This is a genomic window from Streptomyces sp. NPDC001220 (assembly GCF_053597895.1).
In genome coordinates this window covers 463,379-485,034 of the sequence record NZ_JBSFJE010000002.1, presented here as the reverse complement: position 1 = coordinate 485,034, position 21,656 = coordinate 463,379, and the positions used below count along the sequence as shown (strand labels likewise).

Annotated in this window: 18 protein-coding genes and 1 pseudogene; 9 read left to right on the top strand and 10 right to left on the bottom strand. The window is 71.8% G+C overall.

Annotated features, from left to right (window positions below; translation table 11 throughout):
• The first annotated feature begins 68 nt into the window (after window positions 1-68).
• Window positions 69-596, top strand: a complete 528-nt coding sequence (locus ACWDGI_RS06735) for a tetratricopeptide repeat protein (protein WP_450756042.1) — start codon at window positions 69-71, stop codon at window positions 594-596.
• 110 nt (window positions 597-706) lie between these two features.
• Here ACWDGI_RS06735 and ACWDGI_RS06730 read toward each other — a convergent pair whose 3' ends face one another.
• From ACWDGI_RS06730 to ACWDGI_RS06705, 6 genes are all read right to left on the bottom strand, one after another.
• Entirely contained in the window at window positions 707-2,044 is a 1,338-nt protein-coding gene (locus ACWDGI_RS06730) for an NAD(P)/FAD-dependent oxidoreductase (RefSeq protein ID WP_450756040.1), read from the bottom strand.
• 520 nt (window positions 2,045-2,564) lie between these two features.
• The gene (snpA, locus tag ACWDGI_RS06725; protein ID WP_450756038.1) at window positions 2,565-3,533 is read right to left on the bottom strand and encodes a snapalysin; all 969 of its coding nucleotides are present in this window, start codon (window positions 3,531-3,533) and stop codon (window positions 2,565-2,567) included.
• Window positions 3,534-4,086: 553 nt separating this feature from the next.
• A complete protein-coding gene (locus ACWDGI_RS06720) occupies window positions 4,087-5,247 on the bottom strand; it encodes an acyl-CoA dehydrogenase family protein (RefSeq protein WP_450756036.1) in 1,161 nt (386 codons plus the stop codon).
• 5 nt (window positions 5,248-5,252) lie between these two features.
• The gene (locus ACWDGI_RS06715) at window positions 5,253-6,197 is read right to left on the bottom strand and encodes a hydroxymethylglutaryl-CoA lyase (protein ID WP_450756034.1); all 945 of its coding nucleotides are present in this window, start codon (window positions 6,195-6,197) and stop codon (window positions 5,253-5,255) included.
• Window positions 6,194-8,113, bottom strand: a complete 1,920-nt coding sequence (locus tag ACWDGI_RS06710) for an acetyl/propionyl/methylcrotonyl-CoA carboxylase subunit alpha (protein WP_450756032.1) — start codon at window positions 8,111-8,113, stop codon at window positions 6,194-6,196. Before ACWDGI_RS06710 ends, ACWDGI_RS06715 begins: the two co-directional genes overlap by 4 nt.
• Before the next feature lie 11 nt (window positions 8,114-8,124).
• On the bottom strand, window positions 8,125-9,741 hold the full coding sequence (locus ACWDGI_RS06705; RefSeq protein ID WP_450756030.1) for a carboxyl transferase domain-containing protein: 1,617 nt from the start codon (window positions 9,739-9,741) through the stop codon (window positions 8,125-8,127).
• An 87-nt stretch (window positions 9,742-9,828) separates the two neighbouring features.
• Here ACWDGI_RS06705 and ACWDGI_RS06700 point away from each other — a divergent pair, with 87 nt between their 5' ends.
• The 5 genes from ACWDGI_RS06700 (at window position 9,829) to ACWDGI_RS06680 (ending at window position 14,133) form a co-directional block, all read left to right on the top strand.
• On the top strand, window positions 9,829-10,425 hold the full coding sequence (locus ACWDGI_RS06700) for an SACE_7040 family transcriptional regulator (RefSeq protein ID WP_450756028.1): 597 nt from the start codon (window positions 9,829-9,831) through the stop codon (window positions 10,423-10,425).
• Between the two features lie 114 nt (window positions 10,426-10,539).
• Window positions 10,540-11,697, top strand: coding sequence for an acyl-CoA dehydrogenase family protein (locus ACWDGI_RS06695; RefSeq protein WP_450756026.1), 1,158 nt, complete (start codon window positions 10,540-10,542; stop codon window positions 11,695-11,697).
• 35 nt (window positions 11,698-11,732) lie between these two features.
• Complete coding sequence (locus tag ACWDGI_RS06690; protein ID WP_450756024.1) at window positions 11,733-12,599, top strand: acyl-CoA thioesterase; 867 nt, start codon at window positions 11,733-11,735, stop codon at window positions 12,597-12,599.
• Between the two features lie 10 nt (window positions 12,600-12,609).
• Window positions 12,610-13,671: a cation diffusion facilitator family transporter gene (locus tag ACWDGI_RS06685; protein WP_450756022.1), complete on the top strand. Its 1,062-nt coding sequence runs from the start codon at window positions 12,610-12,612 to the stop codon at window positions 13,669-13,671.
• Window positions 13,672-13,794: 123 nt separating this feature from the next.
• A complete protein-coding gene (locus tag ACWDGI_RS06680) occupies window positions 13,795-14,133 on the top strand; it encodes a hypothetical protein (RefSeq protein ID WP_450756020.1) in 339 nt (112 codons plus the stop codon).
• A gap of 103 nt (window positions 14,134-14,236) precedes the next feature.
• Here ACWDGI_RS06680 and ACWDGI_RS06675 read toward each other — a convergent pair whose 3' ends face one another.
• Both ACWDGI_RS06675 and ACWDGI_RS06670 read right to left on the bottom strand, forming a co-directional pair.
• Window positions 14,237-15,025, bottom strand: a complete 789-nt coding sequence (locus ACWDGI_RS06675; RefSeq protein WP_450756018.1) for a phosphatase — start codon at window positions 15,023-15,025, stop codon at window positions 14,237-14,239.
• 65 nt (window positions 15,026-15,090) lie between these two features.
• Window positions 15,091-16,611 (bottom strand): PucR family transcriptional regulator ligand-binding domain-containing protein, encoded by a 1,521-nt coding sequence (locus ACWDGI_RS06670; RefSeq protein WP_450756016.1) that lies wholly within the window; start codon window positions 16,609-16,611, stop codon window positions 15,091-15,093.
• A gap of 124 nt (window positions 16,612-16,735) precedes the next feature.
• Between ACWDGI_RS06670 and ACWDGI_RS06665 the strand changes: the two genes are divergently transcribed.
• Genes ACWDGI_RS06665 through ACWDGI_RS06655 form a run of 3 tightly spaced genes read left to right on the top strand, consistent with a single transcriptional unit; the run spans window position 16,736 to window position 20,901 of the window.
• The gene (locus tag ACWDGI_RS06665) at window positions 16,736-18,193 is read left to right on the top strand and encodes a sodium:solute symporter (protein ID WP_450756014.1); all 1,458 of its coding nucleotides are present in this window, start codon (window positions 16,736-16,738) and stop codon (window positions 18,191-18,193) included.
• 57 nt (window positions 18,194-18,250) lie between these two features.
• Entirely contained in the window at window positions 18,251-19,219 is a 969-nt protein-coding gene (gene speB / locus ACWDGI_RS06660) for an agmatinase (RefSeq protein WP_351734961.1), read from the top strand.
• On the top strand, window positions 19,216-20,901 hold the full coding sequence (locus ACWDGI_RS06655; RefSeq protein WP_450756012.1) for a thiamine pyrophosphate-binding protein: 1,686 nt from the start codon (window positions 19,216-19,218) through the stop codon (window positions 20,899-20,901). The genes speB and ACWDGI_RS06655 overlap by 4 nt, the downstream gene beginning before the upstream one ends.
• A gap of 59 nt (window positions 20,902-20,960) precedes the next feature.
• On the opposite strand, the gene ACWDGI_RS06650 is transcribed toward ACWDGI_RS06655, so the two are convergent.
• Both ACWDGI_RS06650 and ACWDGI_RS06645 read right to left on the bottom strand, forming a co-directional pair.
• The gene (locus ACWDGI_RS06650) at window positions 20,961-21,317 is read right to left on the bottom strand and encodes a peptidase inhibitor family I36 protein (RefSeq protein WP_450756010.1); all 357 of its coding nucleotides are present in this window, start codon (window positions 21,315-21,317) and stop codon (window positions 20,961-20,963) included.
• 210 nt (window positions 21,318-21,527) lie between these two features.
• A pseudogene (locus ACWDGI_RS06645) lies at window positions 21,528-21,620 on the bottom strand (ribonuclease); the annotation flags it as partial.
• Between the last annotated feature and the right edge of the window lie 36 nt (window positions 21,621-21,656).

Here is a 21,656-nt window from a genome sequence, read left to right as displayed (position 1 = left end):
TCCAACTCGCGGACGAGCAACTGTCCTTGACCCTTGATGCCCGGTGGCCGACGTGCTGACCTTGTGCGGTGACCTACGGCTGGAGCAGGCGCTCGCTCGTGTCCCTCTTCGTCGTCTCGGCGGGGGTTCCGGTGGCGCTCGTCCTCGGAGCCGCCACGGGCTGGAGCCGTTCGGCGATCGGCACACCGGCCTGGGCGGCGTGGACGATCGCGGCCCTGGCGATCTGCGTCGGCTTCCCGCTCGCCTGGTTCTCCACCCCGCTGGGTACCAGAAGCGCCACCAGCCTTCTGCTCAAGGCCTATCGCCGCGAGGGGCTGGAGACCGCCGAACGGCAGCACCTGTCCAGGTTGAGTCCTTACCGGGCCGGGATCCAGTTGTGCAATCTCGGACTCGCCCTGGAGAAAGCGGGCGACCAGGACGGCGCCCTCGCCGTCTACCGGCGCGCGGCGGACCACGGGTCTCCGCCGGCCATGATCAATCTGGCGATCGGCCTGAGCCGGCGTGGTGAGGAGGAGGAGGCGCGGGAGTGGTACCGCCGTGCGGTGGAGGCCGGGTACACGCCTGTTCGCAAGCCGAGGCAGGTGGACGGTGAGTAGGAGACGGTGCGTTGCCGGATCGGGCCTCGCCCTCGCCCTCACCACCGCCTTCGCCGAGGCGGAGGCCACTGGTCCTCCGCTCGGCGTCTGCCGCGGTCCGGTGGGAGTGCTCAGCGTCCGCCGTGTCGCAAGGCCGAGAAGAGGACCGACGGAGCGAAGAGCCGCGTCGGCGGGGCACAGAGCGCCAGGACGTCCAGGAGGGCGTAATTGGCCGTCACGTCGGCCGTCGCCGCCCGTTGGACGCGGTCAAGGTAGGCGTGTTGCAGCCGGTGCAGCGGTGTCCGGTGCCCGCCCCTGGTCCCGGGATGCCGGAGGTCCTCGGCCTCTGCGATCTTCCACGGACCGGTGGCCTCCGCCGCGACAGCACGCTGCACACGCCTGGTGAAGCCGGGGCCCGTGCCATGGTCCGTGAGAACGCCACGTAGCGCCAGCGCCTGGCGCACCGCGACCGTCATCCCCTGCCCGTAGACGGGGTTGAAGGTGCACATGGCGTCGCCGACCACGACGAACCCCTCGGGCCTGCGGGCGGTCTGGTCGAAACGCCGGCGTCTGCTCCCCGGCGGGCGGAAGCCGCGCAGCGGCGAGTCGGCGACAGCACTCGCGAGGAACCCGGCAAGTGCAGGTGACGCAAGGGTGGCGGCGAACGCGGCGAAGCCCTCCTGATCCGTGGGGGGTTCGTGTCCGCGCAGGCCGCCGACCGCGACGATCCACCGGTCGCCCTCCACCGGCAGCGCGATGCCGAAGCGAGGCAGACTCGTGCCTGACACCTGGAGGTACACGCCCCTGGCAAGCCCGGGCACCGGGGCGGTCCGCCGGAAGAGGCCCGTGGTGTAGGCGATGGCAGCGTCCACCGTTTCCTCGGCGGGCGCCGGGAACCCGGCGTCGACCAGCCATGCGGGCGCCGCGGACGAGCGTCCCGAGGCATCCACGACCAGGGCGGCGGGGATCACTTCACTGGTGTCACCGCAGCGCAGTCGCAGTCCGGTGACCGCGCCCGCCGACGTCTCCAGTCCGATGGCACGGGCGCCCTCGCGGAACGAGATCCGCGGATCTCGCGACACCCTGCGTCGCACCGTCCAGTCGAGCACAGGCCGCGTGCAGCTGAGGACGGTGCGCCGTGAGGGGAAGCGTGGAATCACTCCCGCGGGGCCCACCCACTCCAGGTCGCCGGGGAGCCCGAGCGACACGGCGCCGGCCTCGCGAAGCTCGGACCGGATGCCGGGCAGCAGCTCCTCGACCCCGGTTTCGCCTTGCTCGAACAGCAGATGGGTGTGGTGGGCCTGAGGTATGCCGGGCCGGGCGTCGGGTCCGGCCGGAAGACGATCGCGTTCGACGACGGTGACGTCGTAATCGGCGCCGGCGAGTACCGAGGCGGCCAGCGAACCCGCCAGCCCGGCTCCCACGACGACGGCGTTGCGCGGTGTCGCTGAGCTGTCTTCCCCGCTCAAATGTCTTTCCCTCCCCGCCTCGTGGGCAGCCCGGCCCCCGGCTGGGCGCGCCTCGGCCATGCCGAGAACGATGCGTCCGGCTGGTCGACCGCGCGTCATGGCACCCGTCGAGCCCGCTTCTGTTGATTGGACCAGCCTCCCAGAAGTCGTTGTCCTTCCGGACGATCTGTCGGACAACGCCCGCGTGCCGACGGCCATCGAGGCGTGACCGAGCCCGGACGTGACGGAACGGCCCCGCTCTCCCGGAGGAGGGCGGGGCCGCGTGTTGTTCTACGGCTTCCGGCTTCCGGCTTCCGGCTTCCGGCAGGAGGCAGGAGGCAGGCGGCCGGCGGTCGGCGGAGGTCGTGGCGAGTGTGGCGCGGCCGAGTAGGCCGGTGGGGGCGGAGCCGGGGTCCGGTGCGCCGTCCCGCCGGCTGACGAGGGCGTCTGGGGCCCAGCTGGGTGCCTGGAGGTCGTAGCCGTCCGGGCGGCTGGGTCCGGCCGTCCTCGACGGCGAGCCGCTTCCCCCGTGGGAACGTGATCAGCTCCAGGGCGCGCCGGGAAGCGAACGCCACGGAATCTGGCCCGGTATCGCGGGTATAGCGGGCATTCCGGGCATTCCGGGCTGTGCCGGCATCCCGGGCTGCGCGGGCACTCCAGGCTGCGCGGGCATCCCGGGCTGCGCGGGCATCCCGGGCTGCGCGGGCATCCCGGGCTGTGCCGGCATCCCGGGCTGTGCCGGCATCCCGGGCTGCACCGGCTGGGTGGCTCCCGGCTGTGTGGCTCCCGGCTGGGTGGTGCCCGGCTGGGTGGCGGGCTGTTCCGCGGTGCCCGGGGCCTGTGCCGCGCCGTTGGCCCACAGCTGGTCGACGCGCGAGCGTTCGGCGGCGTCCGGCTGGCGGTTCTTGCAGGACGGGCCGGGGCCGCCGCCCGACATCAGCTCGCTGCACGGGCCGCTGTAGTCGTCCGGCAGGCCCAGCACGTGCCCGGTCTCGTGGGTGACGACGCGGATCGAGTCGTTCTGCCGGGCCTGCGTGTAGTCGATGAAGATGTAGCCGCTTCCGTGGCCGTTGGTGGAGGCGTGGGAGCCGCGCTGGTCGTTGCCCTCGTAGTAGGAGAAGTCTGCGCCGCTCGACGCCTTCTGGAGCTTGACGTTGGTCTCGGCGCTGTTCCAGATCGAGGCCGCGCTCGCTATCTGCGAACGGAAGCTCGGCGCGTGGGAGTCGTCGTAGGTGACGGTCACCGCCTGCGCGCCGGACTGGGCGGCGCCCTTCGCGGCGACCGACTTGAGCACGGCCGCGAAGAACGCCTTGTTGCCCGCGGACTCCTGGGCCGACCCGTCGTACCGGGCCGTGGAGGTGCCGGCGGCGGCCGGATCGGCGGCCGGGTCGCCGGCGGGGGCGGCGGCCGGTTCGGCACTCGCCGGCACCGCCGCGCTCAGCACGCCGGAGGCCAGGCCCAGGCCGAGAGCGAGGGTGAGGAGTCTCGCGGACGTTCGGGACGACTTCATGTGGGGGGGCTCCAAACTCACTCGGTGACGCCGAGCGCCCGGTGCGTTGTCGACTCTGCGAAAACACCGGTTCCGAGCTGCGGCGACGTCCTTGTGGGTCGACATTCTTAGAAGGGCCCCACAGAGAGCGCAAAGGGTCGCAAAGGGGTCCCGCCACTAAGCCGCTTCGTAGGTCCCGGGACCGCGCCGGGGCGGTGCGCGGGGCTCCGGTCCGCGGGCGGCGGCGGTCGGGAAAGCTGGCGAGGCGTCAGAAGCCTTGCGCCACAGGAAGTCGGGCATGCCAGCGGGCGGCCGAAATTCCGCGGCGCACGCCGGGATCGGCATTCCTCTCAAGACGGACAAACGGCCAAATGTCCACCGTGCTGCGTCTACTAAGCGCGACGGCGAAATGCCGACGATCTGTGAGGGACGTCATAGGGCGCCGGCGGAATCAGCTGTCCCGGACGCACCGCCCGGGCCTCCGCGCCCCGCACGCCGAGGCGCCCGCCCCGGTCGTCGGGACGGGCGCCTTCGTGCCGTACGGGAGGCCGCGGCTCGGAGGCCGCGGCTGGGGTCAGCCGACCAGCCCCAGCTCTCGTGCGATCAGCATCCGCTGGACCTCGCTCGTGCCCTCGCCGATCTCCAGGATCTTGGAGTCGCGCCACATGCGGGCCACCGGGTACTCGTTCATGAAGCCGTAGCCGCCGTGCACCTGGGTGGCGTCGCGGGCGTTGTCCACGGCGACGGTGGAGGAGTAGAGCTTGGCGAGGGCCGCCTCCTTCTTGAAGGGTTCCCCGGCGACCAGCCGCGAGGCCGCGTCGCGCCAGGCCAGGCGGGCCGTGTGGGCCTTCATCTCCATGTCGGCGATCTTGAACTGGATGGCCTGGTTGGCGCCGATCGGGCGGCCGAAGGCGTGCCGTTCCTTCGCGTACCGCACCGACTCGTCCACGCACCCCTGGGCCAGGCCGGTGCCCAGTGCCGCGATGGCGATGCGGCCCTCGTCCAGGATGCGGAGGAACTGGGCGTAGCCGCGGCCCGCCTCCCCGAGGAGGTTGGCGGCGGGGACCCGGACGTCGGCGAAGGACAGCTCACGGGTGTCGGAGGCGTTCCAGCCGACCTTGGAGTAGGGCGCGGCGACCGTGAAGCCGGGGGTGCCCGACGGGACGATGATCGAGGAGATCAGCGGCTTGCCGTCGGGCTTGCGGCCGGTGACCGCGGTGACGGTGACCAGGCCCGTGATGTCCGTGCCCGAGTTGGTGATGAAGCACTTGGTGCCGTTGATCACCCATTCGCCGGTGGCCTCGTCCAGCCGGGCCGTCGTACGGGTCGCGCCCGCGTCGCTGCCGCCGTCGGGTTCGGTGAGGCCGAACGCGCCGAGGATCTCGCCGGAGCAGAGGCGGGGCAGCCACTCGCGCTTCTGCTCCTCCGTGCCGAAGAGGTGGATGGGCATGGCGCCCAGGGAGACCCCGGCTTCGAGGGTGATCGCCACCGACGAGTCGACGCGGGCCAGTTCCTCCAGGGCGATGCCGAGCGCGAGGTAGTCGCCGCCCATTCCGCCGTACTCCTCGGGGAACGGCAGTCCGAACAGGCCCATGCGGCCCATCTCGCGGACGATCTCGTACGGGAACTCGTGCCGTTCGTAGAAGTCGCCGATCTTCGGCGCCACGACGTCGTGGGCGAACTCCTCCACCGTGCGGCGGAGTTCGTCCAGTTCGGGGGAGAGGCGGTGGTCCATGGTCGTCACTCCTGGTGGGAGAGGGCGCGGACGGTACGGGACGGGCTGGGTCGGCCCAGTTGTTCGGCCATCCACACGCTGGTGGCGGTGAGTCTGCCGAGGTCGACTCCGGTCTCGATGCCGAGGCCCTGGAGCATCCAGACCAGGTCCTCGGTGGCGAGGTTGCCGGTGGCGGACTTGGCGTACGGGCAGCCGCCGAGCCCGCCGGCGGACGCGTCGACCGTCGTCACGCCGTGTTCCAGGGCCGCGTACGTGTTCGCGAGCGCCTGGCCGTAGGTGTCGTGGAAGTGCACGCCGATGACGTTCGTCGGCACGCCTTCCTCGTTCAGCAGGGAGAGCAGTTCGAGGACGTGGCCGGGGGTGGCCACGCCGATCGTGTCGCCGAGGCTCAGCTCGTCGCAGCCCATGTCCCGCAGCGCCTGGCAGACCCGGACCACCTGGTGGAGCGGGACAGCGCCCTCCCAGGGGTCGCCGAAGCACATCGAGACGTAACCGCGGACATGGGCGCCGGCGTCCTTCGCCTGCCGGACGACCGGGTCGAAGACGGCCAGTGACTCGTCCACCGTGCGGTTGAGGTTGGCCTTGGCGAAGGACTCGGTGGCGCTGGCGAAGACGGCGACCCGGCGGGCGCCGAGGGCCAGCGCCCGGTCCAGGCCGCGCTGGTTGGGCACCAGGACCGGGAGGTCGGCCCCGAGATCGGTGACGAGGGGGAACAGGTCCTCAGCGTCGGCCAGTTGGGGCACCCACTTGGGGTGCACGAAGCTGGTCGCCTCGATCGTCGTCAGGCCCGCGTCGGCCAGGCGGCGGATGAACTCGGCCTTGACCTCCGTGGGGACCGTCGACTTCTCGTTCTGCAGCCCGTCGCGTGCGCCGACCTCGTGGATCCGGACGCGGGCGGGCAGGTCGGTCGCCGGTACGACCATGGGGAGGGCGCTCTCCGGGGTGGTCATGCGGTCTCCTCCTCGTGCGGGGCGATCACGGCCAGCACCTGGTCCATGGCGACCGTGGCGCCCGGTTTCACGTCGAGCTCGGCGACCGTGCCGGCGTGCGGGGCGGAGATGACGTGCTCCATCTTCATCGCCTCCACCACCAGCAGGCTCTGCCCTGCGGTGACGTCGTCCCCGACCGCGACCTTCACGACCGTCACCGTGCCCGGCATGGGTGCGGTGAGGGAGTCGGCTCCGGCGTGCGCGGTCCGGCTCAGGGACGCGGCGACCGGGTCGTGGTCGCGGACCTGCCAGGCGTCGCCGTCCCGGCCGATCCAGTCGGCGGTGTGCAGGAAGGTGTGGCGGACGCCGTCCAGGGTGACCGACACGCGGTCGGGGGCGACGGCGTGCGTGCCCTGCGGGACGTACTCCACCGGGTCCTGCACCCGCAGGTGGAAGCCGACCGGCCTGGCGGTACCGCCGAGCCGCCAGCCGCTCGGCACCGAGAACGGATCCGTCCACCCCGCACCGGCGGCGGGCTTCAGCGCCTCCAGCCGTACGGCCGCCGCCGCCTCGTACACCTCGTCCGGTACGTCGGTGGAGACCAGCTCGTCCACCACCCGCTCGACCAGGCCCGTGTCCAACTCGCCCGCCACCACGGCCGGATGGGCGAGGAGCCGGCGCAGGAACCCGGCGTTGGTCCCCACGCCCAGCGTGACCGTCTCCGCGAGGGCCCCGCGCAGCTTCCGGAGCGCGGTCTCCCGGTCCGGTCCGTACGCGATCACCTTGGACAGCATCGGGTCGTAGAGGCTGCCGACCTCGGTGCCCTCGCTGAGCCCGGAATCGGTGCGGACACCGTCCCCCGACGGCTCGTGCAGCAGCAGCACCGTGCCGCCGGTGGGCAGGAAGCCGCGCGCCGGGTCCTCGGCGCAGATCCGGGCCTCCACCGCGTGCCCGGTCAGCCGGACGTCCTGCTGCGCGAACCCGAGCCGCTCCCCGGCCGCCACCCGCAGCTGCCATTCCACCAGGTCGAGTCCGGTGACGAGTTCGGTCACCGGGTGCTCCACCTGGAGGCGGGTGTTCATCTCCATGAAGTAGTACGACGAAGGGTCGCCGCCCGGCACGATGAACTCCACCGTCCCCGCGCCCCGGTACCCGCAGGAGCGTGCCGCCTGCACCGCCGCCTCGCCCATCGCGGCCCGCGTCTGTTCGTCCAGCAGGACCGACGGCGCCTCCTCGATCACCTTCTGGTGCCGGCGCTGGAGCGAGCACTCGCGCTCGGCCAGGTGCACCACGTTCCCGTGGCCGTCGGCCAGTACCTGGATCTCGATGTGCCGGGGGCGGTCGACCCACCGCTCGACCAGGAGCGTGTCGTCGCCGAAGGAGGCGCGGGCCTCGCGGCGGGCGGCGGCGATCTCCTCGTCGAGCAGCGTCAGGTCCCGCACCAGCCGCATGCCCTTGCCGCCGCCGCCCGCGGAGGGCTTGAGCAGCACCGGTGCGCCCAGCGCGCGGGCGGCCTCGGCGAGTTCGGGATCACGGCCGCCGGGCACCACCGGCACCCCGGCCGCGCTCACCGTCTCCTTCGCGCGGATCTTGTCGCCCATCAGCGCGATCGCGTCGGCCGGCGGGCCGATGAACACCAGCCCCGCCTCCTCGCAGGCGCGCGCGAAGGCGGCGTTCTCGGCGAGGAAGCCGTACCCGGGGTGGACCGCCTGGGCACCGCTCACGGCGGCCGCCTTCAGCAGCCGCTCCACGGACAGATAGCTCTCGCCGGCCGGTGCCGGACCGAGCCGTACCGCCGTGTCGGCCTCCCGGACGTGCCGCGCGTCCGCGTCGGCGTCGGAGTACACCGCCACCGAGCGCACGCCCAGCGACCGCAGCGTACGGATGACCCGGACGGCGATCTCGCCCCGGTTGGCCACGAGTACGGTGTCGAACACGAGTCCCCTCCTCACATCCGGAAGACGCCGAACTGGGGGTCACCCAGCGGCGCGTTGCCACAGGCCGTCAGGGCCAGACCGAGCACCTGCCGGGTTTCGAGGGGGTCGATGACCCCGTCGTCCCAGAGCCGGGCGGTCGCGTAGTAGGCGTTCCCCTGGCGCTCGTACTGCGCGCGGACGGGCGCCCGGAAGGCCTCTTCGTCCTCGGCCGGCCAGTCCTCGCCGCGTGCCTCCAGCTGGTCCCGCTTCACCGTCGCGAGGACCGACGCGGCCTGTTCGCCGCCCATCACCGAGATCTTGGCGTTCGGCCACATCCACAGGAAGCGGGGGGAATAGGCCCGGCCGCACATGGAGTAGTTCCCGGCGCCGTACGAGCCGCCGACGACGACGGTCAGCTTCGGGACGCGGGTGCAGGCCACGGCCGTCACCATCTTCGCGCCGTGCTTGGCGATGCCGCCGGCCTCGTAGTCCTTGCCCACCATGAAGCCGGAGATGTTCTGCAGGAACACCAGCGGGATCCCGCGCTGGTCGCACAGCTCGATGAAGTGGGCGCCCTTCTGGGCGGACTCGGAGAAGAGGATGCCGTTGTTGCCGATGATCCCGACCGGGTGGCCGTGGATCCGGGCGAAGCCGGTGACCAGGGTCTGCCCGAACTCGCTCTTGAACTCGGCGAACCGGGAACCGTCGACGATCCGGGCGATGATCTCGCGGACGTCGTAGGGGGTGCGGGAGTCGACCGGGACGGCGCCGTAGAGGCCGTGGGGATCGACCTTCGGCTCGACGACCGGGGCGGCCTCCCAGGGCAGGTCGCGCCGGGCGGGGAGGGTGGCGACGATGTTCCGGACGATCCGCAGCGCGTGCGCGTCGTCCTCGGCGAGATGGTCGGTGACCCCGGAGACCCGGGAGTGCACCTCGCCGCCGCCCAGCTCCTCCGCCGTGACGACCTCACCGGTGGCGGCCTTCACCAGCGGCGGGCCGCCGAGGAAGATCGTGCCCTGGTTGCGGACGATCACCGCCTCGTCGCTCATCGCCGGTACGTACGCGCCGCCGGCGGTGCACGAACCGAGGACGGCGGCGATCTGCGGGATCCCCGCCCCCGACATCCGGGCCTGGTTGTAGAAGATCCGCCCGAAGTGGTCGCGGTCCGGGAAGACCTCGTCCTGCATGGGCAGGAAGGCGCCGCCGGAGTCCACCAGGTAGAGACAGGGGAGCCGGTTGTCGAGGGCCACCTCCTGGGCCCGCAGGTGCTTCTTCACGGTCATCGGGTAGTACGTGCCGCCCTTGACCGTGGCGTCGTTGGCGACGATCACGCACTCGCGCCCGCTGACCCGCCCGATCCCGGCGATCACACCGGCCGCCGGGGCCGCCCCCTCGTACATCCCCTCGGCGGCCAGCGGGGCCAGCTCCAGGAACGGCGAGCCGGGGTCAAGGAGCGTGTCCACCCGGTCCCTGGGCAGCAGTTTGCCGCGCGCGGTGTGCCGGGCCCGCGCCTTCTCGCCGCCGCCCAGCGCGGCCGCGGCGAGCTTGGCGTGCAGCTCCTCGACGAGGGCGCGGTGCGCCGCCTCGTTGGCCCGCCAGGCCTCCGACGCGGGGTCCGCCGCGCTCGTCAGCTCCGGTGCCTGGTCCATGCCCGCGATCCCCTCACTTTGTTAATGAGCGTTAACGCATTTCCTCCAGGTTAACGACCGCTAACCTCCCTGTCTAGAATTGCCCTCATGGTCACGAGAACCGATGCCCCGACCCGTCGCGAGCAGATCCTCAAGGAGGCCGCCCGGCTCTTCGCCGAGCGCGGCTTCCACGGTGTCGGCGTGGACGAGATAGGCGCCGCGGTCGGCATCAGCGGGCCCGGTCTCTACCGGCACTTCCCGGGCAAGGACGCGATGCTCGCGGAGCTGCTGGTGGGGATCAGCGGACAGCTGCTGACGGGCGCGAAGCGGCGGCTGGCGGAGGCCGACGGGGAGGGCGCGCCGTCGGCGGTCCTGGACTCCCTCATCGAGGGCCACATCGACTTCGCCCTCGACGACCGCCCGCTGATCACCCTGCACGACAGGGAGCTGGACCGGCTGCGCGACAGCGACCGCAAGCTGGTGCGCCAGCTCCAGCGCCAGTACGTCGAACTGTGGGTGGAGGTCCTCCGCGAGGTCTACCCGGCCCTGCCGGAACCCGCGGCCCGCTCGGCGGTCCACTCGGTCTTCGGCCTGCTGAACTCGACCCCGCACCTGGGCCGGCCGGGTTCCCTGCCGGGGCGCGGGACGACGGCGGTTCTCCTGCACCGGATGGCGAGGGGCGCCTTCGAGGCCGCGGCGGCGTGATGAGCGTTACCCCGGTCCCCCCGGCTCCGGCCCTGGACCCATCCGCCTACCCACCGGTACGGTGAAGTCTGAGCAAGCGCTTAGACATATGAACCGTGCCTGGAGGTGGCGGCCGTGCGCCGTACGTTGTTCAACGAGGATCACGAGGCGTTCCGGGAGACCCTCCGCGCCTTCATCGAGGCCGAGGTCGTACCCGCGTACGACGAGTGGTTCGCGGCCGGCCAGGCGCCCCGCGACTTCTACTACAAGCTCGCCGAGCTGGGCGTCTTCGGTATCCGCGTCGACGAGGAGTACGGCGGCGCCGGCATCGACTCCTACAAGTTCGAGGCCGTCCTGTACGAGGAGACCGCCCGCGCCGGTGTCTCCTTCGGCGGTTCCGGTGTGCACGTGCTGCTCGGCCTGCCGTACATAAAGCTGCTCGCCACCGACGAGCAGAAGAAGAAGTACCTGCCGAAGTTCGTCTCCGGCGAGGAGATGTGGGCCATCGCGATGACCGAGCCGGGCACCGGCTCCGACCTCGCGGGCATGAAGACCACCGCCAAGCTCTCCGAGGACGGCACCCACTACGTCCTCAACGGCGCCAAGACCTTCATCACCGGCGGTGTGCACGCCGACCGCATGATCGTCTGCGCCCGCACCTCCGCGCCCACCAAGGAGGACCGCCGCCACGGCATCTCCCTCTTCGTGGTCGACACCAAGGCCGAGGGCTACTCGGTCGGCCGCAAGCTCGACAAGCTGGGCCTGAAGACCTCCGACACCGCCGAGCTGGCGTTCGTCGACGTCAAGGTCCCCGTCGAGGACCTCCTCGGCGAGGAGAACAAGGGCTTCTACTACCTGGGCCACAACCTCGCCTCCGAGCGCTGGGGCATCGCCTTCGGCGCCTACGCGCAGGCCAAGGCCGCCGTCCGGTTCGCCAAGCAGTACGTGCAGGAGCGGGTGGTCTTCGGCCAGCCCGTCGCCGCCTTCCAGAACACCAAGTTCGAGCTCGCCGCCTGCCAGGCCGAGGTGGACGCGGCCGAGGCCGTCGTCGACCGCGCCACGGAGGCCCTCGACGCCGGTGAGCTGACCCCGGCCGAGGCCGCCAGCGCCAAGCTGTTCACCACCGAGGTCGCCCACCGCGTGATCGACCGCTGCCTCCAGCTGCACGGCGGCTACGGCTTCATGAACGAGTACCCGATCGCCCGCCTGTACGCGGACAACCGTGTCAACCGCATCTACGGTGGCACCAGCGAGATCATGAAGACGATCATCGCGAAGGACATGGGCCTGTAAGGTCCCCGCAATTACCGGCCAGTAGAAAAGGTGCCATGAACGAGGCACTGAACGATCTCCTCGATCTGCTCGACCTGGAGCAGATCGAGGAGAACATCTTCCGAGGCCAGTCCCGGTCCGCCGTGGTCCCGCGCGTGTTCGGCGGGCAGGTCGCGGCCCAGGCGCTGGTCGCCGCCGGGCGCACCGTCCCGGCGGACCGGCACGCCCACTCGCTGCACGCGTACTTCCTGCGCGCCGGCGACCCCGGCGCGCCCATCGTCTACAACGTCGAGCGGATCCGTGACGGCCGCTCGTTCACCACCCGGCGCGCGGTCGCCGTCCAGCACGGCAGGCCGATCTTCGCCCTGTCCGCCTCCTTCCAGGTGTACGAGGACGGCCTCGACCACCAGACCCCGATGCCGCCCGCGCCGGACCCGGAGACCCTGCCCACCTCGGCGCAGCGGCTGCGCGGCTACGACCACCTGCCCTCCACCGTGGTGGAGAAGTTCCTCGAGGCCCGCGAGGCGATCGACCTGCGGTACGTCGACGAGCCGCCGTTCGGGAAGTTCGGCGAGCCGCGCGAGCCGCACAGCCAGGTCTGGTTCCGGACCAACGGCAAACTCGACGACGATCCGCTGCTGCACGTCGTCCTCGCCACCTATGTCTCCGACATGACCCTGCTCGACTCGGTGCTGCTCGCACATGGCCGTGGCGGCTGGGCCGTCGGGGACGTGGTGGGGGCCTCGCTGGACCACGCCATGTGGTTCCACCGGCCGTTCCGCGCCGACGAGTGGCTGCTGTACGACCAGGAGTCCCCGTCGGCGTACGGCGGCCGCGGGCTCGGGCAGGCCCGGATCTACACCCAGGACGGTTCCCTGGCCATTTCCGTGATCCAGGAGGGTGTCGTCCGCGTCCCCAGGTAGAACTGGGGGCATGTCCGAAGCCGAACAGAGTGGCGGAGCCGACCAGAGCGCCGTAGCCGAGCAGGACGGCGGAGCCGACCGGAGCGGCGGGGTCGACAAGGGTGGCGGGGCCGACAAGGGTGGTGGGGCCGACAAGGGCGGTGGCGAGAGCACCGTCACGGTGCTCGTCGCCGCCGTCGCCAACCTCGGGATCGCCCTCGCCAAGGCGGTCGCCGGGGTGCTCAGCGGGTCCAGCGCGATGCTCTCCGAGGCGGCGCACTCGGTCGCCGACACCGTCACCGAGCTGCTGCTGCTCACCGCGCTCAAACGCAGCGAGAAACCCGCCGACGAGGAGCACCCGTTCGGATACGGCCCCGAGCGGTACATCTGGGCCATGCTGGCCGCCGTCGCCACCTTCGTCGGCGGCGCGGTCTTCTCCCTCTACGACGGCGTCCACACCCTGACCGCGGGCGAGGAGCTGGGCAACCCGCTGGTGTCGTACATCGTCCTCGCGGTCGCCTTCGTCCTGGAGGGGTTCTCCCTGCGTACGGGACTGAAGCAGGCGTACGGCGAGGCGGCCCGGTTCCGGGTGTCGTTCAAGCTGTATCTCCGGCGCACCCCCGACACCGCCGTGAAGGCCGTGGTGATGGAGGACTCGGCCGCGCTCGTCGGCCTGGTGCTCGCGGCCGGCGGCCTGCTCGGCGGGCAGCTCACCGGCTCCGGCGTCTGGGACGGCCTCGCCTCCCTGCTCATCGGCCTGCTGCTGCTGTACGTCGCCTGGGTGCTCGGCCGCTCGAACGCCGAGTTCCTCGTCGGGCGGCCGCTGCCGAAGGCGGTGCGGGAGCGGATCAGGGCGGAGCTGCTGGAGTCCGAGCACATCGTGGCCGTACTGGAGCTGACCACCCTGGTGCAGGGCCCGAACGAGGCGCTGGTCGCGGCCAAGGTGGACTTCCGGGACGTGTCGACGGCGGCCCAGATCGAGTGGGCCTGCGAACGGGCCGAACAGCGGCTGCGGGCCGCGTTCCCCATGATCGGCCGGGTCTACCTGGACCCCACTCCGGGGCCCGCGACCTCGGGCGATCACGGGCGGTGAGCGCCCGAAGTGCCGGGCGACTTGTCCGAGATTAAGCTCTATGAGTGAAATGCCGCACAGTGCATGTGCCGCATAGCGGACGTGCCGCGTAGCGGACGTAAGTCCGGCAGAAAGGTATTTCCCATGCGAGTACAGCGCGCGAGGCGCATCGCCGCGATGTCCGCCGCCGGCCTGATGCTGGCCGGTGGGGCCGCGATCGGCGCCGCGGGCACCGCCTCGGCGGCCCCCGCCTCCACTCACCAGAGCGTGGTCACCGGCGGCTTCGGCTGCAACTCCCGCTTCGGCGGCGGATTCAACAACTGCCGTGGTTACGGCGGCTACGGCTACGGCGGCTATGGCGGCTACGGCTACGCCCCCGTCGCGGTCGTCCCCGTCGTGGTCGTCCCCACCGTCGGGTACGGCGTCAGTGGCTTCGGCGGCTTCGGCTACGGCGGCTTCGGCTACGGCGGGCTCGGGTTCTGAGCCGACAGGACGCGAACAGACACCAAGCCAATACAGGATCTAGGCCAGGCCACGAGGTGCGGTTCCCGTGCGCGGGGGCCGCACCTCGCCCGGTCCGGTGCGGTTACGCCAGTCCCGCCTCCGAGAGCAGGTACGCGGTCATCGGGTCGTAGTACCGCGGGCTGAGCACGTGGTCGTCGAGCGGTACGGCCACCTGGAGGGTGCCCTCCGCCTCGGCGAGGAACAGCGCCGGGTCGTTGCAGTCGGCGTAACCGACGGAGTCCAGGCCCACCTGCGCCGCGTACCCCGCCCAGCCGTGGTCGGCGACGACCAGGTCGGGCGCCGGCCGCCCCGCGCGCTCGAGCCCGCCCAGGATCGCCTTCATCGGCTCACCGGAATGCGTGTGCCACAGCGTCGCCCCGTGCTCCAGGACGGCCACGTCGGCGAACTGCATGACATACCCCTCGTCCGTCTGCAGCCCGTCCGGGATGACCACCACCTCGCAGCCGGCGGCGCGCAGCGCGGCCGCCGTCGCCCGGTGCACGTCCAGCAGGCCGCCCGGGTGCCCGGTGGCGAACAGCACCCGCTGCCGCCCCTCGGCCGCCTTGCGCAGCCGCGCCGCCAGCCGGTTCAGGCCGTCCACGGTCAGCTCGGGGTCGATGGTGTCCTGGCCGTACCGGTACTCGGGGTCGTCGTTCACCCCGACCCGCTCGGCCATCACGGCCAGCACGTCCTGCTCGTCGGTCCAGCGGTCGCCGAGTTCCAGTCCGAGCCACCAGTTGCGCTCGCCGTTGGCCAGCTTGCGGTAGTGGAGCAGGTTGTTCTCGCGGGGCGTGGCGACATCGCCCGCGATACGGGTCTTCACAAGGTGCTCGACGAGCTCGACGCGGCTCGGTGTCCCGGGTATCGGCATGGCCCCATTGTGAAGCAGGGCGCTGCGCGATTCCCCTGCGTATCGCCCGCTGGGACGTGCGTCACTCACTCCTGCCGCAGCGCGAACCACAGCTCCATCCGGACGTCCGGGTCGTCGAGTTCGGTGTCGAGGAGCGCCGCGCAGCGGGCGATGCGCTGGCGCACGGTGTTGCGGTGCACGGAGAGGGCCACCGCCGTGCGGTCCCAACTGCCGTGCAGGGAGAGCCAGGTGCGCAGGGTCTCGGTGAGGGCGGGGTGCTCCGCGAGGGGGCCGAGGAGGGCGTGGGCGTGGGCCTGGGCCTCTTCCCTCGGGATCAGTTCGTCGAGGGCGGGGCGGGTGCTGTGGCCGACCAGGGGGGTGCGGGTCGCCCGGGCGCGGGCCAGGGCGCGGGTCGCTTGCGCGGCGGCGGCCGGGAGTTGGTGTGCGGGTGCGGGGGCGCTGACGCCGAGGGTCCAGCCGGGTTGTTGTGCGGGTTCTCGGTTGCTGGGGAGCAGGATGCGGATGACCTCCCCTAGGGGGTCGATGAGAGTCGAGCCGAGTGAGGCGCCTAGTGCGGTGGCGGCGAGGAGGTCGGGCGGGTGCGGGTGCTTCGTGGCTGGTCGCGCAGTTCCCCGCGCCCCTGGGTGGGGACGGTCGCGTTGGTCGTTAGTACAGGCATCTACGACGAACCAGATGTCGCCCCCGTCCAGCAGTGGCGCCACCTCCTCCGCCGTACCACCCACCAGGAGGCGCACGAGTGCCGCGTTGCGGGCTGCGCCCGAGCCGCTGTGCTGTTCGCCGGTGAGGAGGGTGAGGAGGACCGCGGCCACCGAGGCGATGGTGTGGTCGCCCGGTTCGCGGGCCGGGGTGGCCACTCCGAGGACGAAGCCGGTGCTGAGGGTGTAGGCCGCGAGGTGGGTGCCCGCCGTGGCGTGGGTCGCCGAGGTGGGGGTGCCGGGGCCGGACGGTCGTACCACCTCCGTCAGTTCGGCCAGCGAGCCGCGTACCGGTGTCTCCGGCTCCCGCCCCGCCGAGGCGGTCTCCGTCCCCTCCGGGCCGTACAGGGCCGTCCAGCCGCCCACCCGCTGGGCCAGCTGGCGCAGCACCGAGGGGACCGGGTCGGGACGGGCGGCGGCCGCCGCGAGGCTCTGCTGGGCCTCGGTGACCCGGCGCAGCTCGGCGAGGCGGGCCTGGGCCATCAGCTGCCAGACCGCGCGGGCGACGGCGGAGAAGGTGGTTCCCGGCGGGACCTCGAGCAGCGGGAGGTCGTACGCCTCGCAGGCCGCCACCAGGGCGCGCGGGACGGTGTCGTGGACGGGGGCCAGCCCGAAGCCGAGGGCCGCGCCGCCCGCCGCGACGATCCGGGACACGTAGTCGTCGAAGTAGGTGCCCGAGCCGGCCGCCTCCGGGATGTGCACCCCGGCGGTCAGCAGCAGCTCCCCGCCCAGCAGGTAGGGGTACGGGTCGGCCATCTCCGAGGTGTGCGCCCAGTGGACCACCAGCGACGGGTCGGACGGCCCGGCGATCTGGCGCAGGGCGAGGTCCTCGCGGGCCAGCAGGGCGGCGAGGGGCACCGGGGGCGTGGGGGGAACAGCGGGATCCGGCATGGTGTGCGTTCCCTCCGTCCAGCGGGCCTCGAATGGATGAAACGTACACTTCGCAGTCGCTTTCCGGCCACCTAGTGTCGATGACCGTCACCCAACGGCGAGACCCCCGGCGAAGGAGGGCCCTGTGGCCGTCGACTACGCAGTGATCGTGATCTATCTGGCCGGCATGCTGGCCATGGGCTGGTGGGGCATGCGCCGTGCCAGGTCCAAGAGCGACTTCCTGGTGGCGGGCCGCCGCCTGGGCCCCGCCATGTACTCCGGCACCATGGCCGCGATCGTCCTGGGCGGCGCGTCCACCATCGGCGGCGTGGGGCTCGGCTACCAGTACGGCCTCTCGGGTGCCTGGATGGTCTTCACCATCGGCCTCGGGCTGCTGGCCCTGTCGGTCTTCTTCTCGGCCCGGATCGCCCGCCTCAGGGTGTACACGGTCTCCGAGATGCTGGACCTGCGGTACGGCGGCCGGGCGGGCGTGATCTCCGGTGTCGTGATGTGGGCGTACACCCTGATGCTGGCCGTCACCTCGACCATCGCGTACGCCACGATCTTCGACGTCCTCTTCGACATGAACCGGACGCTCGCGATCGTCATCGGCGGCTCGATCGTCGTCGCCTACTCGACGCTCGGCGGCATGTGGTCGATCACGCTGACGGACATGGTGCAGTTCGTCGTCAAGACCATCGGCGTGCTGCTCCTGCTGCTGCCCATCGCCGTGGTCAAGGCCGGCGGCTTCGCCGAGATGAAGGCCAAGCTGCCCACGGCGTACTTCGACCCGCTGGGCATCGGCGGCGAGACGATCTTCACCTACGTGCTGATCTACACGTTCGGGATGCTCATCGGCCAGGACATCTGGCAGCGCGTGTTCACGGCCCGGGGCGACCGGACGGCGAAGTGGGGCGGCACCGTCGCCGGCACCTACTGCCTGGTGTACGCCCTCGCCGGTGCCGTGATCGGTACCGCCGCCAAGGTGCTGTACCCGAAGCTGGGCAGCCCGGACGACGCCTTCGCGACCATCGTCAAGGACGAACTCCCCATCGGGGTGCGGGGGCTGGTGCTGGCCGCCGCGCTGGCCGCGGTCATGTCGACCTCCTCCGGCGCGCTGATCGCCTGTGCGACCGTCGCCAACAACGACATCTGGTCGCGGATCCGGGGGAAGGCGAGGTCCGGTGACCACGACGAGGTGCGGGGCAACCGCGTCTTCATCCTGATCATGGGCGTCGGGGTGATCGGCACGGCCATCGCGCTCAACAACGTCGTCGAGGCACTGACGGTGGCCTACAACCTGCTGGTCGGCGGCCTCCTGGTGCCGATCCTCGGCGGACTGCTGTGGAAGCGCGGCACGGTCCAGGGCGCCCTCGCCGCCGTGACCGTCGGCGGCCTCGCGGTGATCGGCCTGATGGCGGGTTACGGCATCCTCGCCAACGAGCCCGTCTACTACGGGCTCCTCGCCTCCCTGGCCGCGTATGTCGCGGTCTCCCTGGCGACCAGGCCGACGGACGCGGCCGTGCTGGCCAACTGGCGGGAGCGGCTCGCGGGCCGTGCGGCTCCCGAACTCGTGTCCGAACCGGTCCCGGCCGCCCAGTAAAGTCGTAGACAGAAGCAGTACATACGCGACGAAGCGTAGGAAAGAAGGCTTGACCTCATGAGCAGCAACGAGACACCCCGCGGCCCCGTCGACTCCTCCCGCATCCCGCGGTACGCCGGTCCCGCGACCTTCGCCCGGCTGCCCCGCCTCGACGAGGTCGGCACCGCCGACGTCGCGGTGGTGGGCGTGCCGTTCGACTCCGGTGTCTCGTACCGGCCGGGCGCCCGCTTCGGCGGCAACGCGATCCGCGAGGCGTCCCGGCTGCTGCGCCCCTACAACCCGGCGCAGGACGCGTCCCCCTTCGCCCTGGCGCAGGTCGCGGACGGCGGGGACATCGCGGTGAACCCGTTCAACATCAACGAGGCCGTCGAGACCATCGAGGCCGCCGCCGACCAGCTGCTCGGCACCGGCGCCCGGCTGATGACCCTGGGCGGTGACCACACCATCGCGCTGCCCCTGCTCCGCTCGGTGGCCAGGAAGCACGGCCCGGTCGCGCTCCTCCACTTCGACGCCCACCTGGACACCTGGGACACCTACTTCGGCGCCGAGTACACCCACGGCACCCCGTTCCGGCGGGCGGTCGAGGAGGGCATCCTCGACACCTCGGCCCTCTCGCACGTCGGCACCCGCGGCCCGCTGTACGGCAAGCAGGACCTGACCGACGACGAGAAGATGGGCTTCGGCATCGTGACCTCGGCGGACATCTACCGCCGGGGCGCCGACGAGGTGGCCGACCAGCTCCGCCAGCGCATCGGCGACCGCCCGCTGTACATCTCGATCGACATCGACTGTCTGGACCCCGCTCACGCCCCGGGCACCGGCACGCCCGAGGCCGGTGGTATGACGTCCAGGGAACTGCTGGAGATCCTGCGCGGACTCTCCTCCTGCAACCTGGTGTCGGCGGACGTCGTCGAGGTGGCCCCCGCGTACGACCACGCGGAGATCACGTCGGTGGCGGCCTCGCACACCGCCTACGAACTGACCACGATCATGACCCGCCAGATTGCCGAGGCTCGTTCGAAGTGACCCACGACCACGACCTGGTACTCCGCCCGACGCAGGCGCAGACGGCCGCAGCCCTCGACCCGCCCGCCGGCCGCAACGGCGGGGACCTGGTCGTGGAGACGCTGGCCGGGCTCGGCGCGACGACGGTCTTCGGGCTGCCCGGCCAGCACGCCCTCGGCATGTTCGACGCCCTGCGCCGCTCGTCGCTGCGCTACGTCGGCCTGCGGGTGGAGAACAACGCGGGCTTCGCGGCGGACGCGTACGGCAGGATCACCGGCGAGGCCGCCCCGCTGCTGCTGTCGACCGGCCCCGGCGCGCTGACCTCACTGGCCGCGCTCCAGGAGGCGGCCTCGGCCTCCGCGCCCGTGCTGGCGATCAGCAGCCAGATCCCGACGGCCGGCCTCGGCGGCGGCCGCCACGGCTACCTGCACGAACTCCCGGACCAGTCGGCCTCCTTCCGGGGCGTGGTGAAGTCGGTGCACACCGTCCGCACCCAGTCGCAGATCCCGTCCGCGCTCGCGGCGGCCTGGAAGTCGGCCCTCTCCGCCCCCCACGGCCCGGTGTGGGTGGAGATCCCGCAGGACGTGCTGCTGGCTCCGACCCCGCTCCCGGTGGTGACGGCGATGGACGCCACCCCGGACGAGCTGCCGCCGCGTCCCGAACTGACCGCGGTGGCGGCCGACCTGCTGTCCCGCGCGGCCCGTCCGGCGATCATCGCGGGCGGCGGAGTGGTACGGGCGGACGCCTCGGGCAAGCTGCGGCAGCTGGCCGAGACGCTGAACGCGCCGGTCGTCACCACCTTCGGCGGCAAGGGCGCCTTCCCCTGGAACCACCCGCTCTCCCTCCAGTCCTGGCTGGAGGACCGCCACACCACGGACTTCCTGGAGGACGCGGACGTCCTGCTGGTCGTGGGCTCGGGCCTGGGCGAACTCTCCTCGAACTACCACACGTTCAAGCCCCGGGGCCGGGTCGTCCAGATCGAGGCGGACCTCGGCAAGCTGGAGTCCAACCACCCGGCGCTCGGCATCCACGCGGACGCCAGGCTCGGGCTCCAGGCGCTGCTGGAGACGGTGTCGCCGCGCGCGGACGACACGGCCGCAGGCCGGGTACGGGACGTGCTGTCCCGGGTCTCGGAGCGCATCGCCGCCCAGGAACTCACCCTGGAACAGGACGTGTTGGCGGCGGTCCGCCGGGCCCTCCCGCGGACGTCCCCCTCCTTCTGGGACATGACGATCCTGGCCTACTGGGCGTGGTCGGCGTTCGACCCGCAGGGCACGAACCTCATGCACTCGGCCCAGGGCGCCGGCGGTCTCGGCTACGGCTTCCCGGCGGCGCTCGGCGCGGCCGCGGCCGACCCGACCCGACCGGTCCTCGCGGTGTCCGGCGACGGCGGCGCCCTCTACTCCATCGCGGAACTGGCGACGGCGAGGCAGCACGACCTCCCGGTCACCTGGCTCATCGTGGACGACGGCGGCTACGGCATCCTGCGCGAGTACATGGCGGACTCCTTCGGCGAGGCCACGGCGACGGAACTGGCCCGCCCCGACTACGTGGCCCTGGCGGAGTCCTTCGGCGTCCCCGGCGTCCGCACGAACCCCGAGACCCTGGAGACGGACCTGGCGAAGGCCCTGTCCACCCCCGGGCCCTCGGTGGTCGTGCTGCCGGCGCTGCTGCGGATGTTCGCGCCGACACACCTGGGCTGAGCGCGAAGGACCCCGGGCAGGCAGGCCGCCCTGCCGGCCGGCCCGGGGCGATGACCGGTTCAGCAGGCGCCCGCGCCCACCCCGTCGATACGGCCGCCGAAGTCGCCGAGGTACTGGGAGCGCCAGTCGCCGTTGAAGACGTCGCGCTTCTCGGTCGGGGACCAGTTGACGAGGCAGGCGCGGGTGGAGGCGACGAAGGAGCCGACGTGGTCGTGGAGGTTCGGCGGCATGTCGCGGTAGCCGCTGCGGGCCGTCCACTCCCAGTAGTCGCCGCCGAAGCCCTCCCCGCTCCAGAAGCACACCGAGCCGTCGGGACAGGAGGGGGCGGCGGCCGCGTGCGCGGAGGCACTCTGCGCGGGCACCACCAGCGCGGTCAGCGCGAGCGCGGCGGCGAGGGACCAGGTGCGAAGCTTCACGGGACTCTCCGTAAAAGGGAGTTGGGGACACCCCGGCGGAACTGCCGGGGCGCCCCCATGCTCCTGGGCGGTCACACGGACACGCCCGAGCCCAAGATCGACTTCACCTGTGTGAGGTAAGTAGTACGACCGGCTCGCCTACCAGATCCCGTCCACCCACTCCGGGTGGTCGATGAACGGGTTCCGGTTGTGCCGGCAGGTGCTGCGCGAGATGCCCGAGTACGACAGCTTGGTGACGTTCGCGCTGATGATCGTGTGCAGGGACGACTTGAGGCTCGTCCCCGTCTTGCCGAGAGACCCCCGACCATGTGGTCGGGGGTCTCTCCGGGTGTCGGGGTT